24 protein-coding genes are annotated in these 25,883 nt (G+C 50.0%); 17 read left to right on the top strand and 7 right to left on the bottom strand.

What is annotated here, in order from left to right; all coding sequences use genetic code 11:
- Positions 1–5: 5 nt before the first annotated feature.
- The 8 genes from EML15_RS09220 to ccsB all read left to right on the top strand — a co-directional run bounded on the left by EML15_RS09220 (position 6) and on the right by ccsB (position 7,988).
- Positions 6–1,466, top strand: coding sequence for a hypothetical protein (locus tag EML15_RS09220; protein WP_144275305.1), 1,461 nt, complete (start codon positions 6–8; stop codon positions 1,464–1,466).
- A gap of 10 nt (positions 1,467–1,476) precedes the next feature.
- A complete protein-coding gene (locus tag EML15_RS09215) occupies positions 1,477–1,782 on the top strand; it encodes a hypothetical protein (protein WP_144275307.1) in 306 nt (101 codons plus the stop codon).
- A 43-nt stretch (positions 1,783–1,825) separates the two neighbouring features.
- On the top strand, positions 1,826–3,127 hold the full coding sequence (gene hemL, locus EML15_RS09210; protein WP_144275309.1) for a glutamate-1-semialdehyde 2,1-aminomutase: 1,302 nt from the start codon (positions 1,826–1,828) through the stop codon (positions 3,125–3,127).
- A gap of 105 nt (positions 3,128–3,232) precedes the next feature.
- Complete coding sequence (locus EML15_RS09205; RefSeq protein WP_144275311.1) at positions 3,233–3,844, top strand: histidine phosphatase family protein; 612 nt, start codon at positions 3,233–3,235, stop codon at positions 3,842–3,844.
- Positions 3,845–4,459, top strand: coding sequence for a TlpA disulfide reductase family protein (locus EML15_RS09200; RefSeq protein ID WP_144275313.1), 615 nt, complete (start codon positions 3,845–3,847; stop codon positions 4,457–4,459). It begins immediately after the preceding gene.
- The gene (locus tag EML15_RS09195; protein ID WP_144275315.1) at positions 4,456–5,262 is read left to right on the top strand and encodes a cytochrome c biogenesis CcdA family protein; all 807 of its coding nucleotides are present in this window, start codon (positions 4,456–4,458) and stop codon (positions 5,260–5,262) included. The genes EML15_RS09200 and EML15_RS09195 overlap by 4 nt, the downstream gene beginning before the upstream one ends.
- Before the next feature lie 25 nt (positions 5,263–5,287).
- Positions 5,288–6,883 carry a cytochrome c biogenesis protein ResB gene (locus tag EML15_RS09190; RefSeq protein ID WP_144275554.1) on the top strand — a complete coding sequence of 532 codons (1,596 nt, stop codon included), beginning with the start codon at positions 5,288–5,290 and terminating at the stop codon, positions 6,881–6,883.
- A 94-nt stretch (positions 6,884–6,977) separates the two neighbouring features.
- A complete protein-coding gene (gene ccsB, locus EML15_RS09185) occupies positions 6,978–7,988 on the top strand; it encodes a c-type cytochrome biogenesis protein CcsB (protein ID WP_144275317.1) in 1,011 nt (336 codons plus the stop codon).
- Positions 7,989–8,007: 19 nt separating this feature from the next.
- On the opposite strand, the gene EML15_RS09180 is transcribed toward ccsB, so the two are convergent.
- Complete coding sequence (locus EML15_RS09180; protein WP_144275319.1) at positions 8,008–8,277, bottom strand: hypothetical protein; 270 nt, start codon at positions 8,275–8,277, stop codon at positions 8,008–8,010.
- 100 nt (positions 8,278–8,377) lie between these two features.
- Between EML15_RS09180 and EML15_RS09175 the strand changes: the two genes are divergently transcribed.
- Positions 8,378–8,770, top strand: a complete 393-nt coding sequence (locus tag EML15_RS09175) for a DUF4229 domain-containing protein (RefSeq protein ID WP_144275321.1) — start codon at positions 8,378–8,380, stop codon at positions 8,768–8,770.
- Between the two features lie 110 nt (positions 8,771–8,880).
- The gene (locus tag EML15_RS09170) at positions 8,881–10,116 is read left to right on the top strand and encodes an MFS transporter (protein WP_144275322.1); all 1,236 of its coding nucleotides are present in this window, start codon (positions 8,881–8,883) and stop codon (positions 10,114–10,116) included.
- On the opposite strand, the gene EML15_RS09165 is transcribed toward EML15_RS09170, so the two are convergent.
- Both EML15_RS09165 and menE read right to left on the bottom strand, forming a co-directional pair.
- On the bottom strand, positions 10,113–10,988 hold the full coding sequence (locus tag EML15_RS09165; RefSeq protein WP_144275324.1) for a 1,4-dihydroxy-2-naphthoate polyprenyltransferase: 876 nt from the start codon (positions 10,986–10,988) through the stop codon (positions 10,113–10,115). The genes EML15_RS09170 and EML15_RS09165 overlap by 4 nt on opposite strands.
- 8 nt (positions 10,989–10,996) lie before the next feature.
- The gene (menE, locus tag EML15_RS09160; RefSeq protein ID WP_144275326.1) at positions 10,997–12,139 is read right to left on the bottom strand and encodes an o-succinylbenzoate--CoA ligase; all 1,143 of its coding nucleotides are present in this window, start codon (positions 12,137–12,139) and stop codon (positions 10,997–10,999) included.
- A 204-nt stretch (positions 12,140–12,343) separates the two neighbouring features.
- Here menE and EML15_RS09155 point away from each other — a divergent pair, with 204 nt between their 5' ends.
- Positions 12,344–14,131, top strand: a complete 1,788-nt coding sequence (locus EML15_RS09155; protein ID WP_144275328.1) for a BCCT family transporter — start codon at positions 12,344–12,346, stop codon at positions 14,129–14,131.
- Here the strand turns inward: EML15_RS09155 and EML15_RS09150 are convergent.
- Both EML15_RS09150 and EML15_RS09145 read right to left on the bottom strand, forming a co-directional pair.
- Entirely contained in the window at positions 14,125–15,069 is a 945-nt protein-coding gene (locus tag EML15_RS09150; RefSeq protein ID WP_144275330.1) for a 1,4-dihydroxy-2-naphthoyl-CoA synthase, read from the bottom strand. The two genes, EML15_RS09155 and EML15_RS09150, sit on opposite strands and share 7 nt — an antisense overlap.
- A gap of 21 nt (positions 15,070–15,090) precedes the next feature.
- A complete protein-coding gene (locus tag EML15_RS09145; protein WP_144275332.1) occupies positions 15,091–16,455 on the bottom strand; it encodes a citrate:proton symporter in 1,365 nt (454 codons plus the stop codon).
- 171 nt (positions 16,456–16,626) lie between these two features.
- Here EML15_RS09145 and EML15_RS09140 point away from each other — a divergent pair, with 171 nt between their 5' ends.
- The 6 genes from EML15_RS09140 (at position 16,627) to EML15_RS09115 (ending at position 22,188) form a co-directional block, all read left to right on the top strand.
- Positions 16,627–17,667 (top strand): o-succinylbenzoate synthase, encoded by a 1,041-nt coding sequence (locus EML15_RS09140; RefSeq protein ID WP_144275334.1) that lies wholly within the window; start codon positions 16,627–16,629, stop codon positions 17,665–17,667.
- Between the two features lie 10 nt (positions 17,668–17,677).
- On the top strand, positions 17,678–19,339 hold the full coding sequence (menD, locus tag EML15_RS09135) for a 2-succinyl-5-enolpyruvyl-6-hydroxy-3-cyclohexene-1-carboxylic-acid synthase (protein WP_144275336.1): 1,662 nt from the start codon (positions 17,678–17,680) through the stop codon (positions 19,337–19,339).
- Between the two features lie 40 nt (positions 19,340–19,379).
- Positions 19,380–19,859, top strand: a complete 480-nt coding sequence (locus EML15_RS09130) for a DUF3592 domain-containing protein (protein WP_144275556.1) — start codon at positions 19,380–19,382, stop codon at positions 19,857–19,859.
- 97 nt (positions 19,860–19,956) lie between these two features.
- Positions 19,957–21,123 (top strand): glycosyltransferase family 1 protein, encoded by a 1,167-nt coding sequence (locus EML15_RS09125; RefSeq protein WP_144275558.1) that lies wholly within the window; start codon positions 19,957–19,959, stop codon positions 21,121–21,123.
- Positions 21,124–21,171: 48 nt separating this feature from the next.
- A complete protein-coding gene (locus EML15_RS09120; RefSeq protein WP_144275338.1) occupies positions 21,172–21,858 on the top strand; it encodes a demethylmenaquinone methyltransferase in 687 nt (228 codons plus the stop codon).
- Between the two features lie 171 nt (positions 21,859–22,029).
- Positions 22,030–22,188, top strand: a complete 159-nt coding sequence (locus tag EML15_RS09115) for a hypothetical protein (RefSeq protein ID WP_185967241.1) — start codon at positions 22,030–22,032, stop codon at positions 22,186–22,188.
- Between the two features lie 125 nt (positions 22,189–22,313).
- On the opposite strand, the gene nagE is transcribed toward EML15_RS09115, so the two are convergent.
- Positions 22,314–24,383: an N-acetylglucosamine-specific PTS transporter subunit IIBC gene (gene nagE, locus EML15_RS09110; protein WP_144275340.1), complete on the bottom strand. Its 2,070-nt coding sequence runs from the start codon at positions 24,381–24,383 to the stop codon at positions 22,314–22,316.
- Positions 24,384–24,495: 112 nt separating this feature from the next.
- On the bottom strand, positions 24,496–25,725 hold the full coding sequence (locus EML15_RS09105) for a geranylgeranyl reductase family protein (protein WP_255456011.1): 1,230 nt from the start codon (positions 25,723–25,725) through the stop codon (positions 24,496–24,498).
- Between the last annotated feature and the right edge of the window lie 158 nt (positions 25,726–25,883).

The following is a 25,883-nucleotide window of genomic DNA, read 5'->3' as shown; positions in this document are numbered from 1 at the left end:
GAACTATGGGTGACATAAGAGCACGCAGCAGCATGGTGGTTACGCTCTATCTTTTCTTATTTAAGCACCAAGTTCGGCAGCTATTGTCGGTAGGGGTGCTCAAAGAGAAATGGGCGCGTGTCATGTTGCTGGTAGCCCTTGTGGTTATTGTGTTTTCATCGTCGATAATTTCTTTTCTCTTTTATCAAAAAATTGGGATTAATGAGTCGTCGATTAGGCTTGTCCTTGGGCTTTCTAATTTAGTTATTCCATTGTGGGCAACTATTGGGTTTCTCGTCGCAAAGCTACTGCTTATGCGTACTGGTAGCTTGATGAAACTCACGACTTCCATGCCTATTACTGATTTTCAGCGCAGGATGGCTCTTTTTCTGATGGAGCTTACAATAGCTACATTGTGCGCAACATTCTTCTTGCTTCCGTCCCTTATCTCATTGACATTAGCGTGTGGTTTCAGTTCCCTATCTGAGAGCCTCACGAGCATAGTGTACCCATTTATCCTATTGCTCCTCGCCCTGATCATTGCATATAACCTGTTGGAGAAAGGCGCACGCGTTCTTAGATTGCAGGCAATAAGCAGCCATGTGGCTCTGATCCTAACGGTAGGGGTAGCGTTAGTGATTAGCGCTGATATTACGTATGGCTTATCGACGCTCACCACTGCCTTTAGCAAAGGGGAAAACTATTGGCGATGGTCTAATGTTTTAACAAGAATTTTGGTACATAATGGCATGGTAGTAAGCACCTTGGTGTTCTTTGTCGCCTTTGCTGTGTGTATAACTTTTGCCGTGGTAACACATTCTCCGCTAGGAATAAGCACTCGAATGTATCTTAAGGCGCATTATCCTGGTGTTTCTTTCGCTGGTCTTGTTGCGCAGCAAACATCAGTAGCCAGGAGCGTTGAGATAGCCATAATGATGAGCATTATTCGCTCAAAGGAAACCTGGATTGCGGTATTATTCAGCGTGCTTGGCTATGTGGCAATTCTTAAAAGCAGAATGTTGCCACCTGAGTGTTCATTAGAATTGATTGCGTGCATGGGGATTTATTCTTATTCCACAGTGCGCCCGTTGCGGAAAATGTATAGCAGAGTAATTTCCCCTGCACGGGAGTATTGTTATCTGGTAAAAGCCCTGGTATGGCTGTGTATTCCCATTGCGTTGTTATTCATTTTAGGCTCATTTCTGAGCGGTAATTTTGGGCTGCATACCGTGGTGATATGCCTTGGATGTGTCAGCAGCATACCGCTGACAACAACAGCAGGTATATTGGTTCCAGCTGCGCACGATAATCCAATTTCTGCATTGGTAGGATTAGGAATCCTCATGAGTGTTGTTCTGATGACATCACTGGTGACGTCACTATTTTCTCTTAACACATGGGGTTATGGCGTAGTCTTTGGGGTAGTTGTGGTAGTGGTAGCAGCATGGGGAATCACACTACTGCGTGACCATTCCCGATTACATTAGGAGTCTGATCATGATTAAACGTCTCTCATTATCAGTAATGCTATCGTTCCTTGTTGTGGTGGCGAGTGCGATAGGCACAATCCTTTACCTCATTTTCAGTACCAACGAGAAAGAGTTTTATCGCTCAGGTTTGTGGGGGATGGTGTATGCCCATGCCAAGGAGAATGCTGCAGGAAATACTGAGTTGACCTTTGGCATTGCCCACATTCCTATGCTCATCATCGTGGTTGTAGCAGTGGCCGCCGTTTTCTTTCTCATCGGTGGTATCGTGAGCGGTATCTTTGCAAAACCAAAGAAAGACAGTGCTGCCCAATAGTTGCCGTAAACTATATGTCGCGCCTCTGCCTTACAATGGAGTCATGACTGCACATATTTCTCGTTCCCGCGAGCTTTTCGACGCCGCCCAAAACCTTATCCCCGGTGGAGTGAATTCCCCAGTGCGTGCTTTTGGTTCTGTCGGTGGACAAACGCGGTTTATTAAATCTGCACGCGGTGCCACTTTGTATGACGTCGATGGTAATGAATATGTAGATTTAATGTGTTCGTGGGGTCCTATGCTGCTTGGGCATGCACACCCAGAGATTGTGGAGGCTGTGGCTAAAGCAGCAGCTCAAGGGCTGAGTTTTGGTGCTCCTACTGAGTCTGAGGTGGAGTTAGCTCAGTTGATTGTGGATCGAACCAGCGTGGAAGAAGTCCGCATGGTGAACTCTGGCACTGAGGCTACTATGTCGGCGGTGCGGTTGGCGCGTGGCTATACTGGCAGGTCAAAAATAATTAAGTTTGCTGGTTGCTATCACGGTCATGTGGATGCGTTGCTTGCGTCAGCTGGTTCCGGGGTTGCGACTTTTGCTTTGCCGGATTCACCTGGTGTAACTGGTGCTCAGGCAGGCGATACTATTGTGGTGGACTATAACGATCTTGCAGGGGTAGAGCAGGCCTTTGCTACGTATCCAGATAGTATTGCGTGCATTATTACTGAGGCTGCCGCTGGCAATATGGGTACTGTGGCACCGCAGCATGATTTTAATGCCAAGCTCAAAGAAATCGCCCATGCTCATGGTGCCTTGTTGATTCTCGACGAGGTAATGACCGGGTTCCGCACTTCCTATCAAGGTTGGTTTGGTGTTGATCATGTTGCTGGTGACTTAACCACTTTTGGCAAGGTTGTGTCTGGTGGATTGCCTGCTGCGGCTTTTGGTGGGCGTCGGGAGATTATGGAATATCTAGCGCCAGTAGGACCGGTATATCAGGCTGGTACTTTGTCTGGTAATCCTGTGGCGATGGCGGCGGGGAAGAAGTCCCTGGAATTGGCTACACCAGAGGTCTATGATGTGATCCGCGCCAATGCTGATAAGGTCGCAGATTTGGCGAGTACGGCGTTAAGCAAAGCAGGGGTGGCACATCATATCCAGCGTGCCGCAACATTTTTCTCTATTCGTTTCGCTGAAGGCGAGGGGCATAACTTTGCGCAGATGAAAGCGGCGGAGACATTCCGTTATGCTCCGTTTTTCCATGCGCTCCTAGACAACGGGGTGTATGCGCCACCGAGTGTATTCGAGACGTGGTTTGTGTCCTCTGCGCTCGGTGACAATGATTTTGAGCGTATTGAAAAAGCACTTGCTCAGGCAGCACCTGCGGCAGCGGCAGCACAGCCGGTGTAACAAGCCATAGGCAGCGTAGAGCAGGCTGCGTGAACGTGCATAATTCTTGCATAATTATTGGGTAGAGTAGAAATAATTATTGACCTCATCTGGCAGAAAGGCACTATGAGTTCTACGACGATTGTCCACCTTGTGCGGCATGGCGAAGTACATAATCCGGAGCGTATTCTTTATGGGCGCTTGCCTGATTACCATTTATCAGCACGGGGTGAATCAATGGCAGCGGCAACTGCTGCCGCTTTCGCTGGGCATGATGTTGCGATATTACGTAGCTCGCCCTTGGAGCGCGCGCAGGAAACCGCAGCGCCTATCGCTCAGGTGACAGGTTTGGACAATAGCATAGACGAGCTGCTCTTAGAGGCTGGTAACCGCTATGAGGGGTTGCGGGTTAAGAGTCTGCGTTCTCAACTGTGGAATCCAGTGCATTGGCCGCTTATGCATAACCCTATGCTGCCTAGTTGGGGTGAGCATTATGAGGATATTTTGACTCGTATGCTTACCGCCATCGAGTCTGCTAGGCGTGAAGCCGAAGGTCATGAGGCAATTCTTGTGAGCCATCAGTTACCTATTGTGTGTGTGCAGCGTTATGCGCAAGGGAAAAAGTTGGCGCATAATCCTGCTGCGCGTCGCTGTGAACTTGCTAGTGTGAGTTCTTTGGTGTTCCATGACCGGGAGCTCGTCGAGTGTATCTATTCAGAACCGGCTCGGGAGATCTAAATGCGTAGTTTGCATAAACAGCTAACAAAAGTATGTGCCCAATTATTATGTGTTGCTGCCCTAGGCGGGATTGTTGCCTGTAGTGATGACAACACCGCAGGTAAAGACGCTGTGGCAATTGGTGGTACTTTTGAGTTTTATTCTCCCGACGGCAAGCAAGAGATTTTCTATCCTGAAGATGAGCGCAGCCCTATTGCAGATTTCTCTGGACCTGCGCTTATGGACGAAAATACTACGATCAAACTCAGCGATTTCGCTGGTCAGGTAGTGGTGCTGAACGCGTGGGGGCAATGGTGTGCGCCATGTCGTAGTGAGTCTGATGATCTCCAAGAAGTGCAAGAGTTTTTGGCAAAGCATAATGGCACAGTCCTAGGAATTAATGTGCGTGACTTTGACCCAGAAACCTCTCGAGATTTTGTGCAGAATAATGGTTTGAGCTACCCGAGTATCTATGACCCACCTTTCAAGACAGCAGCTCAGCTCGGTGGTGTTCCGGCATCTGTGGTTCCTACCACCATTATCCTTGATAAACAACACCGCCCAGCGGCAGTATTCCTGCGCGAAATTACTGCTAAAGATGTGTTAGACGTGGTCAAACCCTTGGTTGAGGCATGAGCGGGGCAAGTATTGGGCAGCATTTTGCCGACCTAGTAGCCACCGGACCACTTGCCTTAGGTGTGTTAGCTGCGGCAGCTGCTGGATTGGTTTCTTTTGCTAGCCCCTGCGTCGTTCCGCTGGTGCCGGGCTATATTTCTTATCTGGCTGGAATCGTGGGAGCGGAAGTTGACTACAGCAAGGATCAGCCCACTGTTGCTCGTGCTGCGCGGTGGCGAGTAGCTGGGGCAGCGGCATTATTCATTGCAGGGTTCAGCATTATTTTTGTGCTTGCTACAGTTTCTGTTTTTGGGGCAATCAGTGTGCTTGCACTGAACTCTCAGCTACTCATGCGCATTGGCGGAGTGGTGACCATCCTCATGGGCTTGGTTTTCATGGGAGCTATTCCTTTTCTGCAGGGTGAACATCGTATTGCGCCTCGACGCTGGTCGACGCGCTTAGGCGCGCTATTACTAGGTGGCGTGTTCGCTTTGGGATGGACGCCGTGTTTAGGGCCAACATTGGCAGCAATTGTTTCTATTTCTGCTGGTACTCAGGGTATGACTGCGGCGCGTGGCGTGGTGCTTGTGTTGGGATATTGTCTTGGATTGGGAATTCCCTTTTTATTGGTGGCATTGGGGTCAGCAAAAGCGATGGGTGCGGTAGGTTTTTTGGCGCGCCATAGTCGCACTATCCAGCGCATAGGTGGGGTGTTGTTGATTGTGGTGGGCGTGGCATTGCTCACCGGTGCGTGGGATATATTTATTACGTGGGTGCGCCAGCTTATTGAGCGTATTGTCGATTTTGGTGTGCCATTAATTTAGAAGATTGGTCAGCGTGAAAACTATGATGAGTGCAATAATTAAAGCGATCAAAAAAGCGTGGCATTGGCTTACCTCGATGCGCACAGCTTTGGTACTGCTTTTTTTGCTCTCACTAGGTGCCATTCCTGGTGCTTTATTGCCACAGCGTTCGCTCAATGAAGGAAAAGTCACTGAGTACATTGAAAATAATGGCAATGTGGCAAAAATCTATGACAAGCTGCAACTATTCGACGTATTCAATTCTTCGTGGTTCCTTGCCATTTTCTTTCTCCTCTTTGTATCTTTGATTGGCTGTATCATTCCGCGCACCATTGACCACTACAAAGCAATGAAAATGCCGCCGGTGCGTGCGCCTAAGAATCTTGAACGCTTGCCGCTGCACGAAGCTGGCAGTGTGGAAAAATCACAGGAGCAGGTAGAAGCAGATATTCGCCGCGCTTTTCGACGCTGGCACTTGGCGGCTTATAGCCCACAAGAAGATCGCGCTGGTGTTCGTTCCTTTGCTGCTGAACGTGGTTATTTGCGGGAGTTTTTTAATTTGTGTTTCCACTTAGGCATTGTGGGAATGCTCATTGCGATTGCCGTCGGCAAGCTCTATAGCTATGAGGGGCAAGTGATTGTGGTTGCCTCTGAAAAAGACAAGATGAACACGCAGTTTTGTAATACTGCCACGGCTAATTATGACTCGTTTAAGGCAGGACCTACCTTTGACGGAACAGGGTTAAGCCCGTTTTGTTTTGAGGTGCATGACTTTAAGGCGGACTATCTGCCCAATGGGCAAGCAAAGATGTATAGCTCGCGGATTAGTTATGCCCAAGGTGATGAGATTAACACTGATTCTGCAACGTGGAAAGAGTTTAATCTGCGAGTCAATCACCCATTGCGTATTGCTGGTGACCGCGTATATCTCCAGGGTCATGGTTTTGCACCGACCTTCACTATCACCTGGCCTAATGGGCAAAAGCGCACCCAAACCGTGCAGTGGCGCCCTGATGATTTGACCTATTTCTTGTCCTCAGGAGCTATGCGCTTTGACCCGCCAGCGGGACTGTACCCGGATCTTTATCAGCGTCGCCAACAGCAATTAGCAATCCAAGGACTATTCGCACCGACCGCCCAATGGTCGGGTGAAAATAATGAATTGCTCAGCTCCCGCTATCCGACAATGACCGACCCCGCAGTGGCCATTGATATTTACCGAGGCGATAATGGTTTGGATACTGGCGTTGGTCAGGGGCTGTTCACCCTGGATAATAGCTTGATTCATTCTGGTCAGTTGCAGCGTTTGGAGCGAGTGAACCTCACTAAAGGCCAGTCGGTGACTTTGGATGATGGCACCATTGTCACCTTCGACGGCGCGGAGGAGTTCGCCAACTACCAAATTTCGCACAACCCTGCCCAAGGCTGGATTCTTGCCTGGACATTGGTGTCCTTAGTGTCCTTGGTTGGGTCATTGATGATCAAGCGGAGAAGAATCTGGGTGCGCATTACCCCATTGGGGGAGCACGCCACCTATGTGGAAACCGCTGGTTTGGCGCGTACTGATCGTGCTGGTTGGGGTGAGGAATACCACAGGATTCATTGCACTATCCTGGGAATTGACTATGAAGAACAAGATTGACCTTGGCTAGTTTTCTTCCCAAGAGTAATGTGGCTATAGGTATTTTTACTATTCGTCTTGATAAAAAATGAGCTGAAAAGAGCATTGTGCGGCTATGAATATCAACACCACTTTGGCGTCACTATCTGACTCGGCGTATGTCTCTGCCTTTGTTATTTATTTCATCGGGTTAGTGCTGTCCATTCTTTACTATGTGCGCAGTAAAGCGCTTGTGGATATGCGTCGGGAGCAAAAATTTTTGGCGGCTAAAACACCAGTTCTTGCTGGCGGCAGCGCTCAAGATACTGAAGAAAAAACTGCCGTGCCAGTAGCTTCTTCCGACGCAGTTGCCAAGAAAGAGAAAGCTGCGGAAAAAGCAGCAGGCATGACCCAAACTATTGTGTGGCTGGGCATTATCGTGCACGCAGTTGCTGTGATTACCCGCGGACTATCCGCCTCCCGCTTTCCCTTCGGCAACCTTTATGAGTACATCCTGGTCATTTCCCTGTTCTGCATGGTAGGCGCTGCGTTATATCTTCAGCGCAAAGAACTAAGGATCATGTGGTCTTGGGTATTGGTGCCGATTTTAGCGTTGCTCTTTTTCGGCGGAACAAAACTCTACACGGATTCTGCGCCGCTGATTCCACAATTGCAGTCAGTATGGTTCCCGATCCACGTATCCACAGTATCCACCGGTGCTTCTATCGGGTTAATCTCTGGAGTTGCGTCGCTATTGTATTTGATTCGTATGGCGCAACCTGCTGGGGAAGAAAGCAATAATTTCTTTGGTGCGTTGGCAAAGCCACTACCTAGCGCAAAAATGCTCGATGCCATTGCCTACCGAACTGCCATCATCACTGTTCCGGTATTTGGTTTAGGAATTATCCTTGGGGCGATATGGGCAGAGTCAGCGTGGGGTCGCCCCTGGGGTTGGGATCCCAAAGAGACTGTCGCCTTTATTACCTGGATCCTTTACGCTGCGTATTTGCACGCACGAGCGACCGCAGGATGGCGTGATTCGCGCTCAGCATGGATCAACATTCTTGCCCTTGCGACGATGATCTTCAACCTTTTCTTCATCAACATGGTGGTTTCTGGGCTACATTCCTACGCTGGGGTCAACTAAGCGCGATTATGCCCCCAGACTAGCGTTCTGGGGAAGTCTCTGGGTCAGTATCCCCAGGTTTGTTGAGCCTGCGCTGCCGTTCTTGCTCTTGGCGCTGGGCTTCTTCCCGCGCCCGACGCTCCTTAAAGCGATTCTTCTCAATTTCCCAGAGGAAGTTCTCATCGTCGTCGGGCCCTTTAATCTCTGGGGTACGAGGCTGCTGATTGCGTTTCCAAGAGCGTGGACCAAAAGCACGCCACACCAATACCAGCGCGGCGACAATGAGGAGCAGGAGCAATAGTCTTCCCATTGTGTATTGTTATCCTTTCACCAAGACCCAAATAAATTAGTTCCAGCCTACCTTTTATGCGGTTGTATGGAATAATCACGATATTGCTAAGCTGGAGAAGATGACTAAGCAGCATAATACCCCTGAAGAAACTTCTGCCAGCCCCATCAGCTCTGATATTGCGGCTGATTCTGCGGCTGGGGCAAAGACTTCCGCACCGCCGCACAAAGACCCCACCGCGGCAGCAAAAGCACGCCGCAGTATTATGCTCTACGGTTTGGCGCGCCTAGGTCTGTTTTTACTTCTTACAATTGTTATTCAGGCATTGGCTTTGGCAATTGGTGCGCCTGTTCCGATTCTGATTTCGGCAACATTAGCGCTCATTGTGGCGTTGCCCCTATCTGTTTTTGTGTTCAAGGGATTGCGGGTGCAGGCCACTGGGGCACTGGAGCAGTGGCATACGCAGCATAAAGCCTATAAGCAGTGGGTGAAAGAAGAATTAGCTAAGCGCTAATTTTTGATGATGGGCTGTGGTGCTGCTCCCACCCACAGTTTCTATCAATTGATAGAATACTGGTGTTATGTCGAGACACTCGCAAGGACATCACGAGAAAGAATAACACCATGCCCACTAACCCCAGATTGTGGCTACACATCCGCGCCAATGCCATGCTCACCAATTTTGGCAATGGACTCACCGGCGCCATTTTGGTGTTCTACCTGCTAGATGTGACATCACAACATGGAATCGTCCTGCCCTTATTCTTCCTCTCTCTGGGACTATCCCTATCCGTTGCTTTCCTTGCTCCCCTCGTGGACCGCATTGCCCGCCCCCGAATCGCATGGGTGAGCGAACTATGTCGAATGATCGCCACCGCAGCATTAGCCTTCGGCCACAATTACATCCTTATCTGCACTGCATTCTTTATCAACGGCATCATGGCTTGCCTGTATCGACCTGCCGTCTCTGCAATTTGGGCACAATTAACCAACGACGTAGCCCAACGCTCCCAAGTCTTTGCCACCAACGCTATGCTCAGCAGAATTGGCTTAGCGCTCGGCGGTGGTTTAGGCGGCGTTATCGTGACACAGCACAGTTACAGATGTGGTTTCGCAATCGACGTAGTCACATTCCTATGCAGTGCGCTCTTTTGGGCTTACGTCGATCGTAAACACCAAGAACTCCACGGGGTGCACGACCATGGCGAATCTATGCGAACGCTGTTGGGCAATGCGTTGAGAATCGACCGGTCTTTTCAACAATCATGGGCAGTGATTGCGCAAGTACGCTGGTTATCTGCTTATGTTCTCGTTGGCATTATCGCAGCAGTACCACTGCAAATCGTGAGCACATCAGCACCCATAGTCATGGTCGATACGTTTAGCCCCGCGGTTTTAGGTCTATGGGCGGCACTACCAAGTTGGCTACTACTCCTGGGCAATATCATCACTCGTTTGGTAAAAAACATTCCTATCCCTGGGTTCTTCCTAGCCGGTTCCCAAGTGCTCATGGCTGTGTCCTATATTTTTGCCATGTTCCACCCACTGATCTGGTTTGCCTTAGTGTTTATGTCTCTTGGGCGCGTGACAAACGCACTGGCACAACCAGTATTTAATGCATGGGTGGCTTCTCATTTCCCCGCGGAGCAACGCGGTAAAGCATTTGCATTTGCCGCAGACGCAAACCTCATGCTCGGCCCACTAGGGCTTCTTCTTGCATATCCCATTATCGCGGCTTTCCCAGCACAACACGTAACCATAGTAATGGCAGCCGGTGCAGCTATATGCTACTTGATTCCCCTCCTCATTCCAGGGTTTATCCAGCTCAAGGCGCAGAAAATAACTGAGGAAGAAACCTAGCCTACGCACAATGCCACAGCAGTCAGCAACGCCCACACCAACATAGTGCGCCCAGTCAGCCCTAAGACGGGAATAAGCTCACGACCAGTTTTTCCAGCCACTACTGGACGAGCAGCATGCACTGCAAAAATAAGAGCACACAATCCCAAAGCAGCCCACCAGGTACGCAGCAACAACACACAACTGACTACAAAAGGCGTACTGAGCAGTACGTAATAGAGCATACGTGTGCGCGCGTCCCCCAAACGTACCGCAAGGGTGATTTTCCCTGTCTGGCTATCCGTGGGAATATCACGCAAATTATTCACCAGATTCACCCCAGCAGAAATAGCACCTACTCCCACAGCACACGCAACCCCTTCCCAAGTAATGCGACCTAACTGCGTGAACACAGTGCCCAGCACTGCAACCAGACCAAAGAACACAAAAACCGCGACCTCACCAAGACCGCGATACCCATAAGGATTTTTCCCACCGGTATAAAACCACGCGCCAAGAATACATAGTGCACCCACGAGAATGAGCCACCACGCACTGAGCACACTCAAGATGATTCCCGCCGCAGCTGCCACACCAAAAGCGAAAAAAGCAGCGTATTTGACGTGCTGTGCAGCTACCACGCCAGAAGCAGTGAGTCTGAGAGGACCAGTGCGATCTTCATCAGTGCCGCGGATGCCGTCGGAATAGTCATTGGCATAATTGACCCCGATAATGAGCGCCCATGCCACCACAGCTGCCAGTAGCGCGCGTACCCAGTTAAACCCTCCATAAGCAGCCGCAACAGCAGAACCGACAATCACAGGTGCAAAAGCATTAGCCCAGGTATGCGGGCGTGCGCCGATGAGCCAATGCTCAAAATTAGGTGAAGCCATGCGTGCCATTATGCCATCTTTGTCATGAGCTTTTCGACGCCCACCCGATCCACTTTCCCCGGCCCAATAAGAGGCAACTGCTCCACCTTGAGAATATGCCGTGGCAATTGCCAGCGGGGCAGATCGTCGAGAGCTTCGATAATATCTGTGGGCGCAGCACTGCCAGTATAGGCAGCAGCAATTGCTTGCCCGAGCTTGGAGTCGGGGATACCCACGATACATACACTCTCAATACCAGCCACCTCTGCCAGGCGCTGTTCTAGCACCTCAGGGTGTATTTTTAGCCCACCGGAATTGATGATGGTGTCGATTCTGCCAGTCACCTGCAATATGCCTTGCGCTAAGAAACCTGTGTCATTGCTGGCATACCAACCGTCAATAAAGGAATCTGCGTTTTGGTCACTATTGCGATAACCACGGGCAACCATAGGACCTGCCACATAGATGCGTTCGGACACAATTTTTAGTTCTGCACCTGGAATAGGCGTGCCATTATAAACGCACCCACCAGCAGTTTCGGAACTGCCATAGGTGCTTATCACGGTGATACCCAATTCCTTTGCTGCCCGACGATCCTCCGCGCGCAAAGGTGCGCCACCAACCAGAATGGCGTCGAAAAGCCGCAATGCCTCAATGCCTTGTAGCGTGTCCATAGCTTTAAGTAGCTGTAGGGGAGTTAAGGCAGTGTAGCAACGTGTGGACTCAGCGCGTAATTGTGCAGCGGCATAGGCGAAATCACTGACATGAAAACCAGTGCTTACGTCGATAGATACTGGGTTGGTTCCCGCCACTAAAGAACGAATAAGCACCTGCATACCAGCGATGTGATAGGCAGGCATAGCCAGCAGCCACGTGCCGGCGCCGCCTAAGAATTGATGAGTGGCGTCGGCAGAGGCAACGAGATTGGTGGGGCTAAGCAGTGCCCCTTTAGGTGTGCCAGTGGTACCAGAGGTGGACATGACCAGGGCAATGTCGCTGTCAATGGGTTCGCCAATACGATGTGTGCGTTGTAGTAATTGGGCGCGATTGCGGTCATTGTGTGGTAAGGGGGCAAAGCTGCGCTCACCGGCGATAGCTGTCTCTAACACGTCGAGTGCGTGATCGATGCCTGTGGGGGAAGGGTCGATTATGAGGGGTTCTAATCGGTGCACAGAAATCAGTGTAGAGCGTTGGCGACATAATGCGGTGATATGAGTGAGTTTTTATAGCTAAAAAGTTACTGAGTGATAACAATTGGCTAACTGTTTTTCGCATTTCCCCAGCAATATGCATTTTGCACGCCGGAATGAAGGTGCGTCGCGTGATAGTTTTTGTACTCTTAAAAGGTTCTTATAACGTGACAGAAAGTTTATCTCGTGAGTAAACACTTAGCAGCTTCGCCCGTGAGTAAAGAGAAAAAACGCGGCTTGAAGTCTGACCCAGTAATTTTTCTTGGCGCATTAGGATTTATCGTTGCCTTTATCGTCGCAACGATTCTTCTTGGCGACACCGCCACTAACTTTTTCTCCACCATTGCCGGGTGGATGCTGCGCAACGTCGGATGGCTCTATATAGGTGGCGTATCGCTGATCTTCATTTTTCTCATTGGCGTATTCGTTTCTCGTTTCGGACGACTACGCCTTGGCGATGACGACGAGGAACCAGAACATTCCCTAATCGCCTGGTTTTGTATGCTCTTTGCCGGTGGTATCGGTGCAGTGCTGATGTTCTGGGGTGTGGCAGAACCACTCAACCATGCCGTGAATGTGCCTCAGCAAAATGCGGCTCCGATGAGCGAAAATGCCATTCTAGAAGCGTTTGGTTTTACGTTCTATCACTTTGGTCTGCATATGTGGGCTATTTCAGCACTGCCTGGTCTAGCATTAGGGTACTTCATTTATAAACGTAAACTACCACCACGTGTTTCCAGTGTTTTTGCGCCTGTTCTTGGGACAAAAATATATGAGCTACCTGGTAAGTTGATTGACATTTTGTCTATTATCGCTACCACCTTTGGTATTGGTGTGTCCGTGGGGCTGGGGGTATTGCAGATCAATGCCGGTATGAACTATTTGTGGGGTGTGCCAGAAATCAGTTGGGTAAAGCTACTGATTATTGTGGTCATTACTGTTGCCGCGAGTTTTTCGGTGGCCAGTGGTCTTGATAAGGGCATTAAGTTTTTAAGTAACCTCAATATCCTTTTTGCCGTACTCCTCATGCTTTTTGTGGTAGTCACTGGTCCCACGCTTGCTTTGTTGCGTTTTAGTGTGGAAAGTTTTGGTATTTACGCCGATAAACTCCCAGAGGTCATGTTCTGGGCAGATTCTTTCGATAATAACCCTGGTTGGCAGGGTAAATGGACAGTGTTCTACTGGGCATGGACAATATGTTGGTCGCCTTTTGTGGGAATGTTCGTTGCAAAAATTTCTCGTGGACGCAGCGTACGCGAATACATTGGTGGTGTTTTGCTTTTGCCCACCATCTTCAGTGTTATTTGGTTTGGTATTTTCGGGCGTGCTGGTATTGACATTGAGCTTAACAATCCAGGGGCGTTAGCTACTGAGGTGGTCGAAAACGGTAATGTTCCTTTTGCGCTTTTTGGTTTCCTAGAGCATTTCCCGTGGACAACGGTAATGAGTGTATTTGCACTGGTGATCGTGGTGCTGTTCTTCATCACCTCAATTGATTCCGCAGGCATGATTAACGATATGCTCGCTACCGGGGAAGAAGAGTTCAGTCCAACGTGGTACCGGGTGTTATGGGCAGTAGCAATTGGGGCAGTAGCTGGAGCGTTGTTGATTGCAAGTCCTAACTCCGGAATTAGTACCTTGCAGGAAGTTGTCATTATTGTGGCGTTCCCATTCTTCCTCACCCAATTTGTCATGATGTATTCCCTCATCAAGGGCATGAATGATGACTCTGCCGCTGAACAACGCATCGTTACTCGTCAATGGGAAAAAACTGATACCGCAGAAAAGCTCGAAGCACATGAAGCAGAGCCTGCTCCTGGATATGACGAGGACGGTAATGAATTACCAGTTATTGCCTTAGAACACGACGAGGATGGAAATATCGTTATCCCAGGCAATGTTGTCATCGCCGGTGACCTGGGTATCACAGGCGATGTAGTAGATACTGCAGAAACCGCGGAAGATAATCAGTAGTAGTAGGGGAAAGGCGACCAATCGGGGTCGCGTTTTTCCAGAAAAGCATTCTTACCTTCGACGGCTTCATCGGTCATATAAGCCAAACGAGTGGCCTCACCAGCAAAAACCTGTTGGCCCATGAGTCCGTCGTCGGTAAGGTTAAACGCAAACTTCAACATACGCTGTGCCGTTGGAGACTTGCCATTGATTTCTCTGGCTACCTGGATTGCTTCATCTTCTAATTCCGCGTGATCCGCAACGATATTCACCGCCCCCATGCGCTGCATAGTCTCAGCATCATAGGTTCTGCCGAGAAAGAAAATCTCGCGCGCAAATTTTTGCCCCACCATTTTTGCCAGATAAGCAGAGCCATAACCAGCGTCAAAAGAGCCAACATCAGCGTCGGTTTGCTTGAACCGTGCCTCTTGACGAGACGCAATGGTCATATCACAGACCACATGGAGAGAGTGCCCACCCCCGGCTGCCCACCCATTGACCACAGCAATGACAACTTTAGGCATGGTACGAATCAGGCGCTGCACCTCAAGAATATGCAGCCTACCCCCCTCAGCTTTGGTTCGTTGCTCGTCGACGGTATCTGCTGTTTCCCCCTCAGCGTAACGGTAGCCAGAACGACCACGGATACGCTGATCACCACCCGAGCAAAAAGCCCATCCACCATCTTTACTGCTTGGGCCGTTGCCAGTGAGCAAAACTGTGCCAATGTCAGGGCTGCGTCGCGCGTGGTCGAGTGCCTGGTAAAGCTCGTCGACGGTATGTGGACGAAAAGCATTACGCACCTGGGGGCGATTAAATGCAATACGCACAATGCCGTATTCTCGGCCCTGACCACGATGACGGTGATAGCTAATATCACTGAAATGCTCAAAACCTGCCACAGGCTGCCAAAGATGAGCGCGGAATGGATTATCGGTACTTGGGGTAGGTGTTGTCATTATTCCAATGATAGTGGCTGTCTAGGCAAGTAAGCCCATAACGTGCGCGATAAGCACCACCGCGATACCAAAAGCCCACGCAATAGGGAACGTAAATTTGATATGGCGACCAATGTTTGTTTTTGATAAACCAATTGCCAACCATAATGCTGGGGAAAATGGGCTGACGAAAGTGCCAATGATATTGCCCAAAATCAGTGCAGATGCTGCACCTGTACCAGAGATGCCAAAACCAGACACTGTTTCTTGAACCACAGGTAACAAGGAGAAATAGTAAGCATCAGTAGAGGTGAGTAGATCAAGCGGCACACCAAGTAATCCAACAGCAACGTGAATCCACGGACCAAAAGACGTAGGAAGTACAGCCAACAGGCTCAATGCAATATGCTCTAACATTCCTGATTCTTTTAACACCCCAAGGAACATAGCGGCAGCCAAAATAACACCAGCCATTGATAATGCGCTGGGGGCATGGCGGGTTAGTGTTTGGGCTTGTTGTGCTGAATCAGAGAAATTGATCAGCAGAGCTACTGCAGTAGCAATCATAAAGGCTGCTGCTGGTGGCAAAATACCAGACATGAGCACTCCCAAGAGCAACAGTGACAGGATCACATTTGCCGCGAAAACCCCTTTGCTGCGCCTGTAGCTGACATTTTCTTTTTCTTGTTCTTCTTTTTGGGTTTGCTCGAAGCTACGCGCGAGGTCATGAACATCAACTGCTGCGCGACCAACAAACTCAGGCGAGCGCCTTAACACGGCGATACGTTTTGACTCTCGTAGCCCCAAAAAGAAAGCAATGATAAATACGACCACAATACTCATGAGCTGTACTGGCAAAATATGCTGCCAGAGGTCGATGGGGTCTTGGGAAATAACCGAGGATGCACGTCCGAGTGGACCAGCCCACGGCATCATATTCATGACTGCTGCTGCCAAAGAGACAATAGCCAAAAGCACATATCGGCTCATATGCAGGGCATGATACAACGGCAATAGTGCGGGGAGAGTGATGAGGAATGTGGTGGCACCGGCGCCATCAAGATGAGCCACAATGGCGATTGCCGCAGTGCCCAGGGCAACCAAAATAACATTGCCGCGAGTGGCAATGATGAGGGTTTTAACCAATGGAGTAAATAACCCCACATCAGACATAATGCCAAAGTAAATAATGGCAAAAATGAACATAACTGAAACATTGATAACGGACTCTAGACCGGCGCTAAAAAATTCGGTCACCCCGCTAAAACCAAAGCCGGCAACGAGTGCTCCCAAGGTAGGGATAAGACTCATAGCGACAATGGGATGTACTTTGCCACGCATCAATATGGCAACTGTGCTGATGATAATGCACAGTCCGATTATGGTAAGCGCAAGAGGAGTTTGCATAATTTGCATATAAAGAAACTAATATATTGTGGCGCCAATCACTAAAACGGGGTAGGGGGATGGGTGAATACACCAGTCGTGACAAGCGTAAGCGCCAAAGAAGTGCCAGCTCATACCCGATTAGCTAAGAAAACTTTACGACGCGTCGTCGCAAACTTATAAGATAAAACAATGCTTTTGGAACATCTGCCCGAGCTACCATCGCTAGAAGAAATCAGCCAACGCGCTCACGTAGTGGCATTACCCATGCGAGTTCGTTTTCGCGGTATCACAGTGCGCGAAGCCCTACTTATCGAAGGACCAGCTGGATGGGGAGAATTTTCTCCTTTCATAGAATACGATGCACCCGAAGCAGCATGGTGGCTTGCCAGTGGACTAGAAATGGCATATGCGGCGCCACCAGCTCCGAGAAGAGAAAAAATCGAGGTCAATGCCACAATCCCCGCAGTGGAACCCTCGGAAGTTGCAGAGATATTGGCAGGCTATCCAGGGGTCAAAACTGTCAAAGTAAAAGTAGCAGAACCAGGGCAGAACCTTGCCCAGGACTGTGCCAGAGTCGCCGCAGTACGCGACTACGACCCCCACCTCAAAATCAGAGTCGACGCCAATGGTGGGTGGTCGCCAGCCCAAGCACTTGCAGCTGCGCACGCCCTGGGGCAGCTTGGACAGCTTGATTATCTCGAACAACCCTGTGCCACTGTGGCAGAACTCCAACACTTACGCAGCGAACTAGCTGCACAAGGAATAACAGCACGTATCGCTGCTGATGAATCCATCCGACGCGCGCTTGACCCTTACCATGTCGCCAAACAACAAGCAGTCGATGTCGCCATTGTCAAAGCCGCGCCCTTGGGTGGCGTGCGCCGCCTACTAGAGATCGGCTCATTCATGCGCCAACGTGGGTTAGCGATTACCGTCGCAAGTGCTCTTGACACCGGAGTGGGCATGAATGCAGGGATAGCAGCAGTGGCAGCTCTGCCAGAACCTCCCGCCGCCGCTGGTCTTGCCACACAACAATTATTTGTTGAAGACATTACCCCTGCTCGCCCGCTTATCGACGGTCACCTCAGCACTGTCATGCTTGCTCCAGAACCCGAGCGCCTAGCAGCATTAGCGGCATCTGGCTCGCGCAAAGATTGGTGGTTGGATCGACTTGCCCAAGCATGGGAAGTGCTCAAAGCAGGCTATGTAGGCCATGAAAGTGCGAGGTAGAATAACAGCCATGATGTCTTCGTCCGAACTCGCCCGCTATATCGCTGCTGAACTTGCCCGCCACTTAACTGACATTGTTATCTGCCCAGGTTCACGCAATTCTGCGCTCTCTCTCGCCTTATTGGCACGCTCGGATATTCGAGTACACACGCGCATTGATGAACGCAGCGCAGCATTTTTTGCCCTCGGCATGAGCAGACAGCACCACAAAGACCACCGACCACGCCAAGTCGCAGTGCTCACTACTTCGGGAACAGCGGTAGCTAATTGCTTACCTGCGCTCATAGAGGCACAGTACGCGCATATCCCGTTGGCAATTATCTCTGCGGATCGTCCTCAACAGTTGCATGGTTGTGGGGCAAACCAAACTATCGAACAACAAGGATTATTTGGCGCTCGAATACCCCACACACATATCGAGCAAAGCCACATCACCACGCAAACAGCTATTACAGAGCGTATCGCTGCAACATTCCAGCACCCACAAGTGCATCTCAACATTGCTTTCGACACCCCTTTGGTCGAGCATTCATTGAGCGAGGACATTACAGAGCGTGCCGCCACAACGCGCCCGGTTTTCCCACAGGTAGATCATGGGGAAATACGTGTTGATTTATCGCAAAATACTTTGGTGATTGCAGGTGATGAAGCATGGGAGATTGAGCAGCTCCAAGAGGTTCCCACCATTGCGGAACCAACTGCACCCGCACCTTATCGTCCAGTTCACCCACTGGCAGCCGGTATCTTCGCCACCGAACAAATAAGTGGGCAAGGCTATGTCGTAGAGACAAAACCGCAGCAGGTGATCGTCGTAGGGCATCCGACGCTACACCGTGACGTATTAGCGCTTATGAGTGATCCTGACATTAAGGTTTTTGTGCTCAGCCGTACTGAAGTGATTACCGACCCTGCGCACAATGCGCATGCTGTGGGCAGTCGGATCACAACTACAGGTGAGCCTAGCGCCCAATGGGTGAAAATATGCGAGGCAGCAAGTCAATTAGGTGTGCAAGCAGTGCGCGAGGTTTTAGAAGATCCCACGTATGAGTTCAGCGGATTACACGTGCTTGCTGCAGTCGGTGACACACTCGCCACTGGCGATTGGCTCTTTCTCGGCGCATCCAACCCAATTCGTGACGCATCCTTAATCGGTTTGCCTTTCGACGCTATCCCAACGCTTAGTCCGCGTGGCACCGCCGGGATAGATGGATGCGTATCGCAAAGTATGGGCATGGCAACAGCTGTGCAGGCTGCACACCCAGATCAGATACGTGCTCCGCGCAGCGTTGCTGTCCTTGGCGATGTGACATTCTTACATGATGTTGGTGGTTTGCTCATTCCACACGACTCTGCGCGCCCGGAAAACTTAACCATTGTGGTTGCTAATGATAATGGTGGCGGTATTTTCTCCACTCTGGAAGTAGGAGATTCTGCGTATCGCAGCGGTTTCGAGCGAGCATTTGGCACGCCACATGGGGTGCATATTGAGGATATCGCTGCTGCCTATGAGATAGATTATCAACAGGTTACGTCCACACAAGAGCTCATCGAGGCGCTCATCGACGCCACTGATGTGCCAGGGCTGCGGATTATCGAAGCAGTGACATCGAGGCATACGCGTCGACAGATGCATGAAGCATTAGCAGCGAAAGTTACTATGCACCATGAGTGATGGCAGGAAAAGCAGTGCATTGCGTATCCCTCGCATAGGAATGCTACCTAAGTTTCCTAAGCGCCTGTGGCAGTATGCGGTAGAACACGAGCCGCGAATTCGCCATAGATTACGCCAACTTCTGCTTTTTCTTTATGCCTGCGTGGTATTGGGTTGTTTCACTATGGTCATAGGTCCTTTCCTTAACGATCAAGTAATCAATGAAGATCCTGGTAGAGGACTTGCCACGGTTATAGATACTGGTAGGTTTCGTACGAGCGTGGAATATCAGGACGAGCAGGGGAAATATCATCTGCCGGAAAAAGGCTTGCTCTATCCCACCGGTTTAGGCCAAGGGCAGCGCGTATGGGTGACATATGCCAAAACGCAACCAGATTTAGTGAAAGTAGAAGGTCGAACCTGGACACTATCATTTATTCCAGCTGGAAGTTGTTTGGTAGTGAGTACGATTGTGTTTGCACTTCTCTGGTGGCTTATTGATGTGTGTATGGCATTGCTACTGCGTCGGCGTAAGCATTAGTCTCTTCATGCTTGTTTACTTTTCTGTAAATATCTTTTTAGAGTAGTTTTAGGGAAAAGAAACATAAGCGCCAGAGCACATAATTATGATGGGCGCCATGCGAGTAGCTATTGTTGCCGAATCATTTTTACCCAACGTCAATGGCGTGACCAACTCCGTACTGCGTATCGTCGAGTACGCCCAAGAACATGGTCATGAAGTATTGATTATCGCTCCTGGCGGTCGCAGCTTAGAGGAAGAAATTTTTAGCTACCGAGGCGCACGTATTGTTCGTGTTCCTACAGTTATGGTGCCACGGATCAACTCCCTACCCATTGGGGTTCCGGGAATTAGGGTTGCAGAAGCAATAGCCCAATTCGCGCCCGATGTTATTCACCTTGCATCGCCTTTTGTGTTGGGTGCAGCGGGCGCATTCGTAGCAAATCGCCAGCACATTCCAGCAGTAGCTGTGTACCAAACAGACGTTGCCGGTTTTGCGCAACGCTATAAATTAGCGCCACTAGCAGCAGCTAGTTGGGAGTGGACACGCATTATTCACAATATGTGCCAATGCACTCTCGCGCCTAGTTCAGCCGCTATCGACGCACTGAAAATCCACGGCATCAATAATATCTATCGCTGGGCACGCGGAGTGGACTCAGTGCGGTTCCATCCAGATAAGCGCAGTATGGCTTTGCGTACTGCATGGGATCCTAGCGGGAAGAAAAAAATTGTTGGCTTTGTCGGTAGGCTTGCTGCTGAAAAAGGTGTGCATCGTTTAGCTGCGCTTAATAAGCGCCGTGACCTGCAGGTTGTTATTGTTGGCGATGGGCCTGAGCGGGCAGATTTGGAGAATAAACTGCCCAATGCGCGGTTCCTTGGTGCCCTCGGTGGTGAAGAACTAGCACGTGCCTATGCGAGTTTTGATGTGTTTGTGCACCCTGGCGAGTTTGAGACTTTCTGCCAGACCATTCAAGAGGCTCACGCTAGTGGTGTTCCTACCATTGCGCCACGTGCAGGTGGCCCTATGGATTTGATTACCCAAGGTCAGAATGGATTTTTGCTTGATGTTGCTTCTTTTGAGCAAGATCTTGAGGCAAGCGTCGATAAGCTCTTGGGGGCACAACACGCGACTTTCCGACGACAAGCTCGGGAGGGAATCAGCCAACGCACCTGGGAAGCATTGTGTGCGCAACTCTTTAAGCATTATGAACGTGTGATTATGCAGAACGAGCAGCGTGCTCCGCTGTCGAAGTGGGCGCAGAAGATGCTGGGTGTGAGCTAGTGCGTTGGCGTTGAGCTCTATGAGTATGGGGCGCTAGAATGGGACACCGTGGCTAAAGCAACCCTGGAAAAACAACCGCATGATGTTGCCCGTATGTTTGATACAGTGGGCGAAAAATACGACATCACCAATACTATTTTAAGTTTGGGGCAGGATCGTCTATGGCGTAAGCGCACTCGTGAGCGATTGGCGCTTAAGCCGGGGGAAAAGGTGCTTGACTTGGCGGCGGGAACGGCAGTTTCTACAGTTGAGTTGGCAAAGTCAGGCGCATGGTGCGTCGCGTGTGATTTTTCGCAGGGAATGTTGGCTGCGGGTCACAAACGTGATGTTCCTAAAGTAGTGGGCGACGCTATGCGATTGCCGTTTGCCGATAATACTTTCGACGCCGTGACCATATCGTATGGGCTGCGTAATATCCATGATTACCGTGCTGGTTTGCGGGAGATGGCTCGGGTGACTAAGCCTGGTGGCAGATTAACTGTAGCTGAGTTTTCCACTCCGGTAGTGCCTGTTTTTGGCAGAGTATATAAAGAATATCTCATGCGTGCGTTGCCTGCGGTGGCTAAAGTTGTTTCTTCTAATCCGGAATCTTATGAGTATCTTGCTGACTCTATTCGTGCTTGGCCAGATCAAGAGCAGTTGGCGAGGGCGATCAATGAGAATGGCTGGGAGCAATGCGGCTGGCAGAATCTTACTTTTGGGATTGTGGCGTTGCATTCGGCTGTTAAGCGATAGCCTCTAACTATTGAGGTTCTGGGTCTAGTTATCTCAATTATTTTTGCTAAACTAACTAGCGGTGAATTATCTTTTATTCCTTCTCTGGCGGGCGGGTTCGCAGCTCCTCGCTTGGGTTGAATCACCCGCCCCTGTTCGCCAGGGGAAAGCACAAGCCGAGAGGAGCCAATCATGGCTACTAAAGGTGAGGAACCACATGGTGAGAAGCCTGCTACCAGTGACAACAGAAAAGACTCCAACGCTAGAAAAATGCAAAAAATAGAACTAGCGACTGGAGTCATCAAACTTGTTACTGCTCTAGTTAAGTTCCTGCAAGAACTTTTTAACTAGAGAGGCAACTCACAAGCCTTAGGGAACCGACATTCCCTAGGGTTCAACTTCAATAATAAACAACTCAATACTGCCGTGCAAGAGAAACTAATAGAAACGTAACTCATCGCATTCAGTAAGAGGCATTAGCGCGCTATGGAGTGCGTATGCGCCTTGGCAATATGATCGCCAGTGTGTACTACGCCATAGTTGCCTTCAATGGTGCTGATAGCTTTCTTCTCACTGATCACAATTGGTGTGGTCAGGTCGATATTGTGCTTGCGGAGCAAAGCAATATCAACACGCAAGAGCGGTTGCCCAGCTTGTACCTCTTGCCCTTTTTCGACGAGCAACTCAAAACCTTCGCCGCCTAACTTGACTGTTTCTAATCCAAAGTGAATCAGGACTGAGAGGTTTTCTTCACCCTGGATCGCAAGAGCGTGCTTAGTCTTGAGAATAGTGCTTATTCTACCTGCAAGTGGTGCATGAACAATGAGAGAATCCTGCTGCGTACTTGGTTGCACAGCAACACCGACTCCGGCGATTTCCTTGGCGAATACTTCGTCGGCTACCTCACTCAATGGGATGGCGGTGCCGTCGAAAGGCGAAAGGAGAGTGAGAGCTGGAAGGTTGCTGGGTTGGTCGGTGGTAGTGGTGAGTTGTCGCTGTGCTTCGTCGTAAATTGTTTGCACTTGAGGGCCGATGACAATTTGTACAGCCTTTTGGGATGGGCGAATAATCCCTGCGACACCAGCTTTTTTAATTTCTTTCTCATTGACTTTGAGATAGTCGCTCACGGTGACACGCAGTCGTGTAGCACAGTGGTCAAAGTTGGTGATGTTTTCGGCTCCACCTAATCCTGCGATAATGCGGCGGGCAATGTCGGAGGTAGGAGCGTCGGAAGTAATTGTTTCTTGAGCATCATTGTCCTCGGATTCTTCTTCACGCCCTGGGGTGCGCAACTTGAAAATGCCAATGAGGTAGTAGAACACCACAAAGTACACCACGCTGTAGATGAGCCCTAGGATAATGAGCATCCACCACTGATGAGCCAATGGGTTGCGTCCGGAAAGCAACATATCGACCAATCCTGCGGAGAAACCAAAACCTGCTGTCCAGTGCAATGAGGCAGCAATGAACATGGATAGTCCGGTGAGGAGGGCGTGCACTACATAAAGCAATGGAGCCACAAACATGAAGGAGAACTCAAGCGGCTCGGTGACACCAGTGAAGAAAGAGGCAAGAGCACCAGCAAACATGAGTGAGCCGACTACTTTTCGACGCGCAGGAGTCGATCGTAAATAAATAGCAAGCGCAGCACCTGGTAGGCCAAACATCATGATGGGGAAGAAACCAGCCTGATAACGTCCGATATATCCAGTTACCTCGCAAGTACGGGTGGTTTGATCCCAGATGCCTGGGCAGGTAGCTGCTGAGGTTGCTTGTGTTGCATCTGCAATGGTGCTACCACCAGCGAGGAATTTTCCAATGTCGTTGATGCCGACTACGTCAAACCAGAAGATAGAGTTAAGGGCGTGGTGGAGTCCAGTTGGGATGAGCAAACGGTTGATAAAACCATAGATACCGGCGCCAAGGGCACCCATGCTTTGGATCCACTGACCGAAGTTGAATAGTCCGCTGTAGAGAATAGGCCAGAGCAGGTAGAGCACACCGGCAAGGGCAATGGACAATAGTGCGGTCAGGATTGGTACGAGCCTGCGTCCGGAGAAGAAGGCGAGGAAGTCAGGCAGTGTGGTGGTGTGGAAGCGGTTATAACACCATGCAGCCAAGATACCTACGAGGATGCCGATAAAAACATTTTTGTCGTTGATGGCTGCCCAACCTTGTGCTGCCCAATCGACGGCTGCATCACCACTGAGGGAATCGGGGTCGATGCCTTTGTATGAGGCGACAGTATCTGGGCCGATAAGTTTGGTTACTGTGGCATAGCCGATGAACCCAGAAAGGACTGCGGCGCCATTGCTATCTTTGGCTAAGCCGAAAGATAGCGCAATGGCAAAAATCCAGCCCAGGTTGTCGAGGATTGCTGAACCTGAGTTAATGAGTATCGAAGCAACGACATTATCTGCACCCCAACCTGTGGGATCTATCCAATATCCGATACCCATGAGAATTGCGGCGACAGGCATTACTGCCACTGCACCCATGAGTGCTTTGCCTAGCTTTTGTAGCCCAGACACGATTGCATCTTTCATAGCAATCCTTTCTTAATAAAGAATCCGCTGACACCCTGGTATTCCAGTTGTTAGTGTTATATAACCGTGTGATGAGCTACTATGGCAATCTTCATGCCTATCTAGCCAGAAATTAGCTCCATAATGGGGTATTCCCGCGGAGTTTTCCAATGGTTTTCGCACTCAAGCGCCATGCTCTAGCGACGATATCTTTGTCGTGTTCGCTCACTAGGTTACCCATCAGTCGTGCTGCTGCTGGCATGAGCAAGGAGCCGAAGGGTTTGCCTAAGGCAAGTGGTCCAACCACGGGTAAAAACTGGGGATAGGTGAGTAACCTGGCTGCAGTTCGAGCTAATAAAAATGCTTCACCATAGTGGTCACGTAAGGTTTGCCCCCAGATGAATGTGAGGTCTTTATGCTCCCCAAGCAGTTCGACGCCCAACCGAGCCGTTTCTAGTCCATAGTCAATTCCTTCGCCATTGAGCGGGTTGACGCAGGCGGCGGCGTCGCCAATGAGTAACCAATTAGCACCTGCAACATTGCTGACAGCACCCCCCATAGGCAAAAGGGCAGAAGTGACCTGTTGTGGGGTACCAAAATGCCACTGGTCACTTGTTTGGGATACATAGTGAGCGAGTAGCTTTTTGGTGTTAATTTTTGCTGGTCTTTTTGCCGTCGATAGTGCACCACAGCCAACATTAGCCGTGCCATTGTGGGTACCTAAAGGGAAAATCCAGCCATAACCAGGCTGAACGCTATTATCTGGGGCGCGTAGTTCTAGATGAGAATGAATCCACGGCTCATCTGCATAGGGGGTAGTGCAGTAGGAGCGTGCAGCAATGCCATATACTTCGCCTCGGTGCCATGTGCGCCCTAAAAGTTTGCCAAATGTGGAGCGTACTCCATCTGCGACAATCACAAAGCGAGGGAAGATACGGGTGCCGTCGGCAAGCTCTACGCTACGAATATGACCTTCTAGCTCTACTTTTACTGCTGCACTTCCGGTGAGCGGCTGTACTTCGGGCATGGAGCGCGCGCGATCAAAGAGGAGTTGGTCGAATTGCACTCGGGGCATTGCTGAGCCAATGGTGCCATAGGTTGAGTCATGCCACGGGGCAGTAACGCTTCCGCCAAAGCCATGCAGTTTCAATCCCTGAGAAGTGTATGCGTCAGTAATGGTGCGGGCAAGCCCTAGTTGAGCGAGTTCGCTGATTGCGCGCGGGGTAAGACCATCGCCACACGTTTTATCTCGTGGAAAATTTGCCATATCGACGAGTACCGTATGAAAACCACGCTGAGCGCTATGAATCGCTGCAGCGCTACCGGCAGGACCTGCTCCGACAATCAGGACATCTGTGGTGATATGCGACTGCGTGGTTTGTTTTTCTGTTGCGCTTGCGTTCCTTGTGTTTTCAGTGGTGGTGCTCTGGTTTTGCTTACTCACACTACTCATTGTGTCAGGTTATCTTTTCTCATTGCTAATACTGCTGATGATTTTGTACTCATTAAACTTATTAAAAA

Origin of the sequence: Corynebacterium sp. sy017 (assembly GCF_017918135.1) — a bacterium.
In the GTDB taxonomy this organism is placed as follows: Bacteria; Actinomycetota; Actinomycetes; order Mycobacteriales; family Mycobacteriaceae; genus Corynebacterium.
The sequence above is the reverse complement of the archived record's forward strand: the minus strand, read 5'-3'. Positions and strand labels throughout refer to the sequence as shown.

What these genes read in the sequence shown, in the direction of transcription:
- EML15_RS09205 (WP_144275311.1), top strand. Translation starts at nt 3,233, where the DNA reads ATGAGTTCTACGACGATTGTCCACCTTGTGCGGCATGGCGAAGTACAT.
- EML15_RS09115 (WP_185967241.1), top strand. Translation starts at nt 22,030, where the DNA reads ATGGCTACTAAAGGTGAGGAACCACATGGTGAGAAGCCTGCTACCAGT.
- menD (WP_144275336.1), top strand. Translation starts at nt 17,678, where the DNA reads ATGATGTCTTCGTCCGAACTCGCCCGCTATATCGCTGCTGAACTTGCC.
- EML15_RS09140 (WP_144275334.1), top strand. Translation starts at nt 16,627, where the DNA reads ATGCTTTTGGAACATCTGCCCGAGCTACCATCGCTAGAAGAAATCAGC.
- hemL (WP_144275309.1), top strand. Translation starts at nt 1,826, where the DNA reads ATGACTGCACATATTTCTCGTTCCCGCGAGCTTTTCGACGCCGCCCAA.
- EML15_RS09150 (WP_144275330.1), bottom strand. Translation starts at nt 15,069, where the DNA reads ATGACAACACCTACCCCAAGTACCGATAATCCATTCCGCGCTCATCTT.
- ccsB (WP_144275317.1), top strand. Translation starts at nt 6,978, where the DNA reads ATGAATATCAACACCACTTTGGCGTCACTATCTGACTCGGCGTATGTC.
- EML15_RS09125 (WP_144275558.1), top strand. Translation starts at nt 19,957, where the DNA reads ATGCGAGTAGCTATTGTTGCCGAATCATTTTTACCCAACGTCAATGGC.
- EML15_RS09195 (WP_144275315.1), top strand. Translation starts at nt 4,456, where the DNA reads ATGAGCGGGGCAAGTATTGGGCAGCATTTTGCCGACCTAGTAGCCACC.
- EML15_RS09200 (WP_144275313.1), top strand. Translation starts at nt 3,845, where the DNA reads ATGCGTAGTTTGCATAAACAGCTAACAAAAGTATGTGCCCAATTATTA.
- EML15_RS09220 (WP_144275305.1), top strand. Translation starts at nt 6, where the DNA reads ATGGGTGACATAAGAGCACGCAGCAGCATGGTGGTTACGCTCTATCTT.
- EML15_RS09165 (WP_144275324.1), bottom strand. Translation starts at nt 10,988, where the DNA reads ATGGCTTCACCTAATTTTGAGCATTGGCTCATCGGCGCACGCCCGCAT.
- EML15_RS09130 (WP_144275556.1), top strand. Translation starts at nt 19,380, where the DNA reads ATGCTACCTAAGTTTCCTAAGCGCCTGTGGCAGTATGCGGTAGAACAC.
- EML15_RS09145 (WP_144275332.1), bottom strand. Translation starts at nt 16,455, where the DNA reads ATGCAAACTCCTCTTGCGCTTACCATAATCGGACTGTGCATTATCATC.
- EML15_RS09175 (WP_144275321.1), top strand. Translation starts at nt 8,378, where the DNA reads ATGACTAAGCAGCATAATACCCCTGAAGAAACTTCTGCCAGCCCCATC.
- EML15_RS09215 (WP_144275307.1), top strand. Translation starts at nt 1,477, where the DNA reads ATGATTAAACGTCTCTCATTATCAGTAATGCTATCGTTCCTTGTTGTG.
- nagE (WP_144275340.1), bottom strand. Translation starts at nt 24,383, where the DNA reads ATGAAAGATGCAATCGTGTCTGGGCTACAAAAGCTAGGCAAAGCACTC.
- EML15_RS09180 (WP_144275319.1), bottom strand. Translation starts at nt 8,277, where the DNA reads ATGGGAAGACTATTGCTCCTGCTCCTCATTGTCGCCGCGCTGGTATTG.
- EML15_RS09190 (WP_144275554.1), top strand. Translation starts at nt 5,288, where the DNA reads ATGAGTGCAATAATTAAAGCGATCAAAAAAGCGTGGCATTGGCTTACC.
- EML15_RS09170 (WP_144275322.1), top strand. Translation starts at nt 8,881, where the DNA reads ATGCCCACTAACCCCAGATTGTGGCTACACATCCGCGCCAATGCCATG.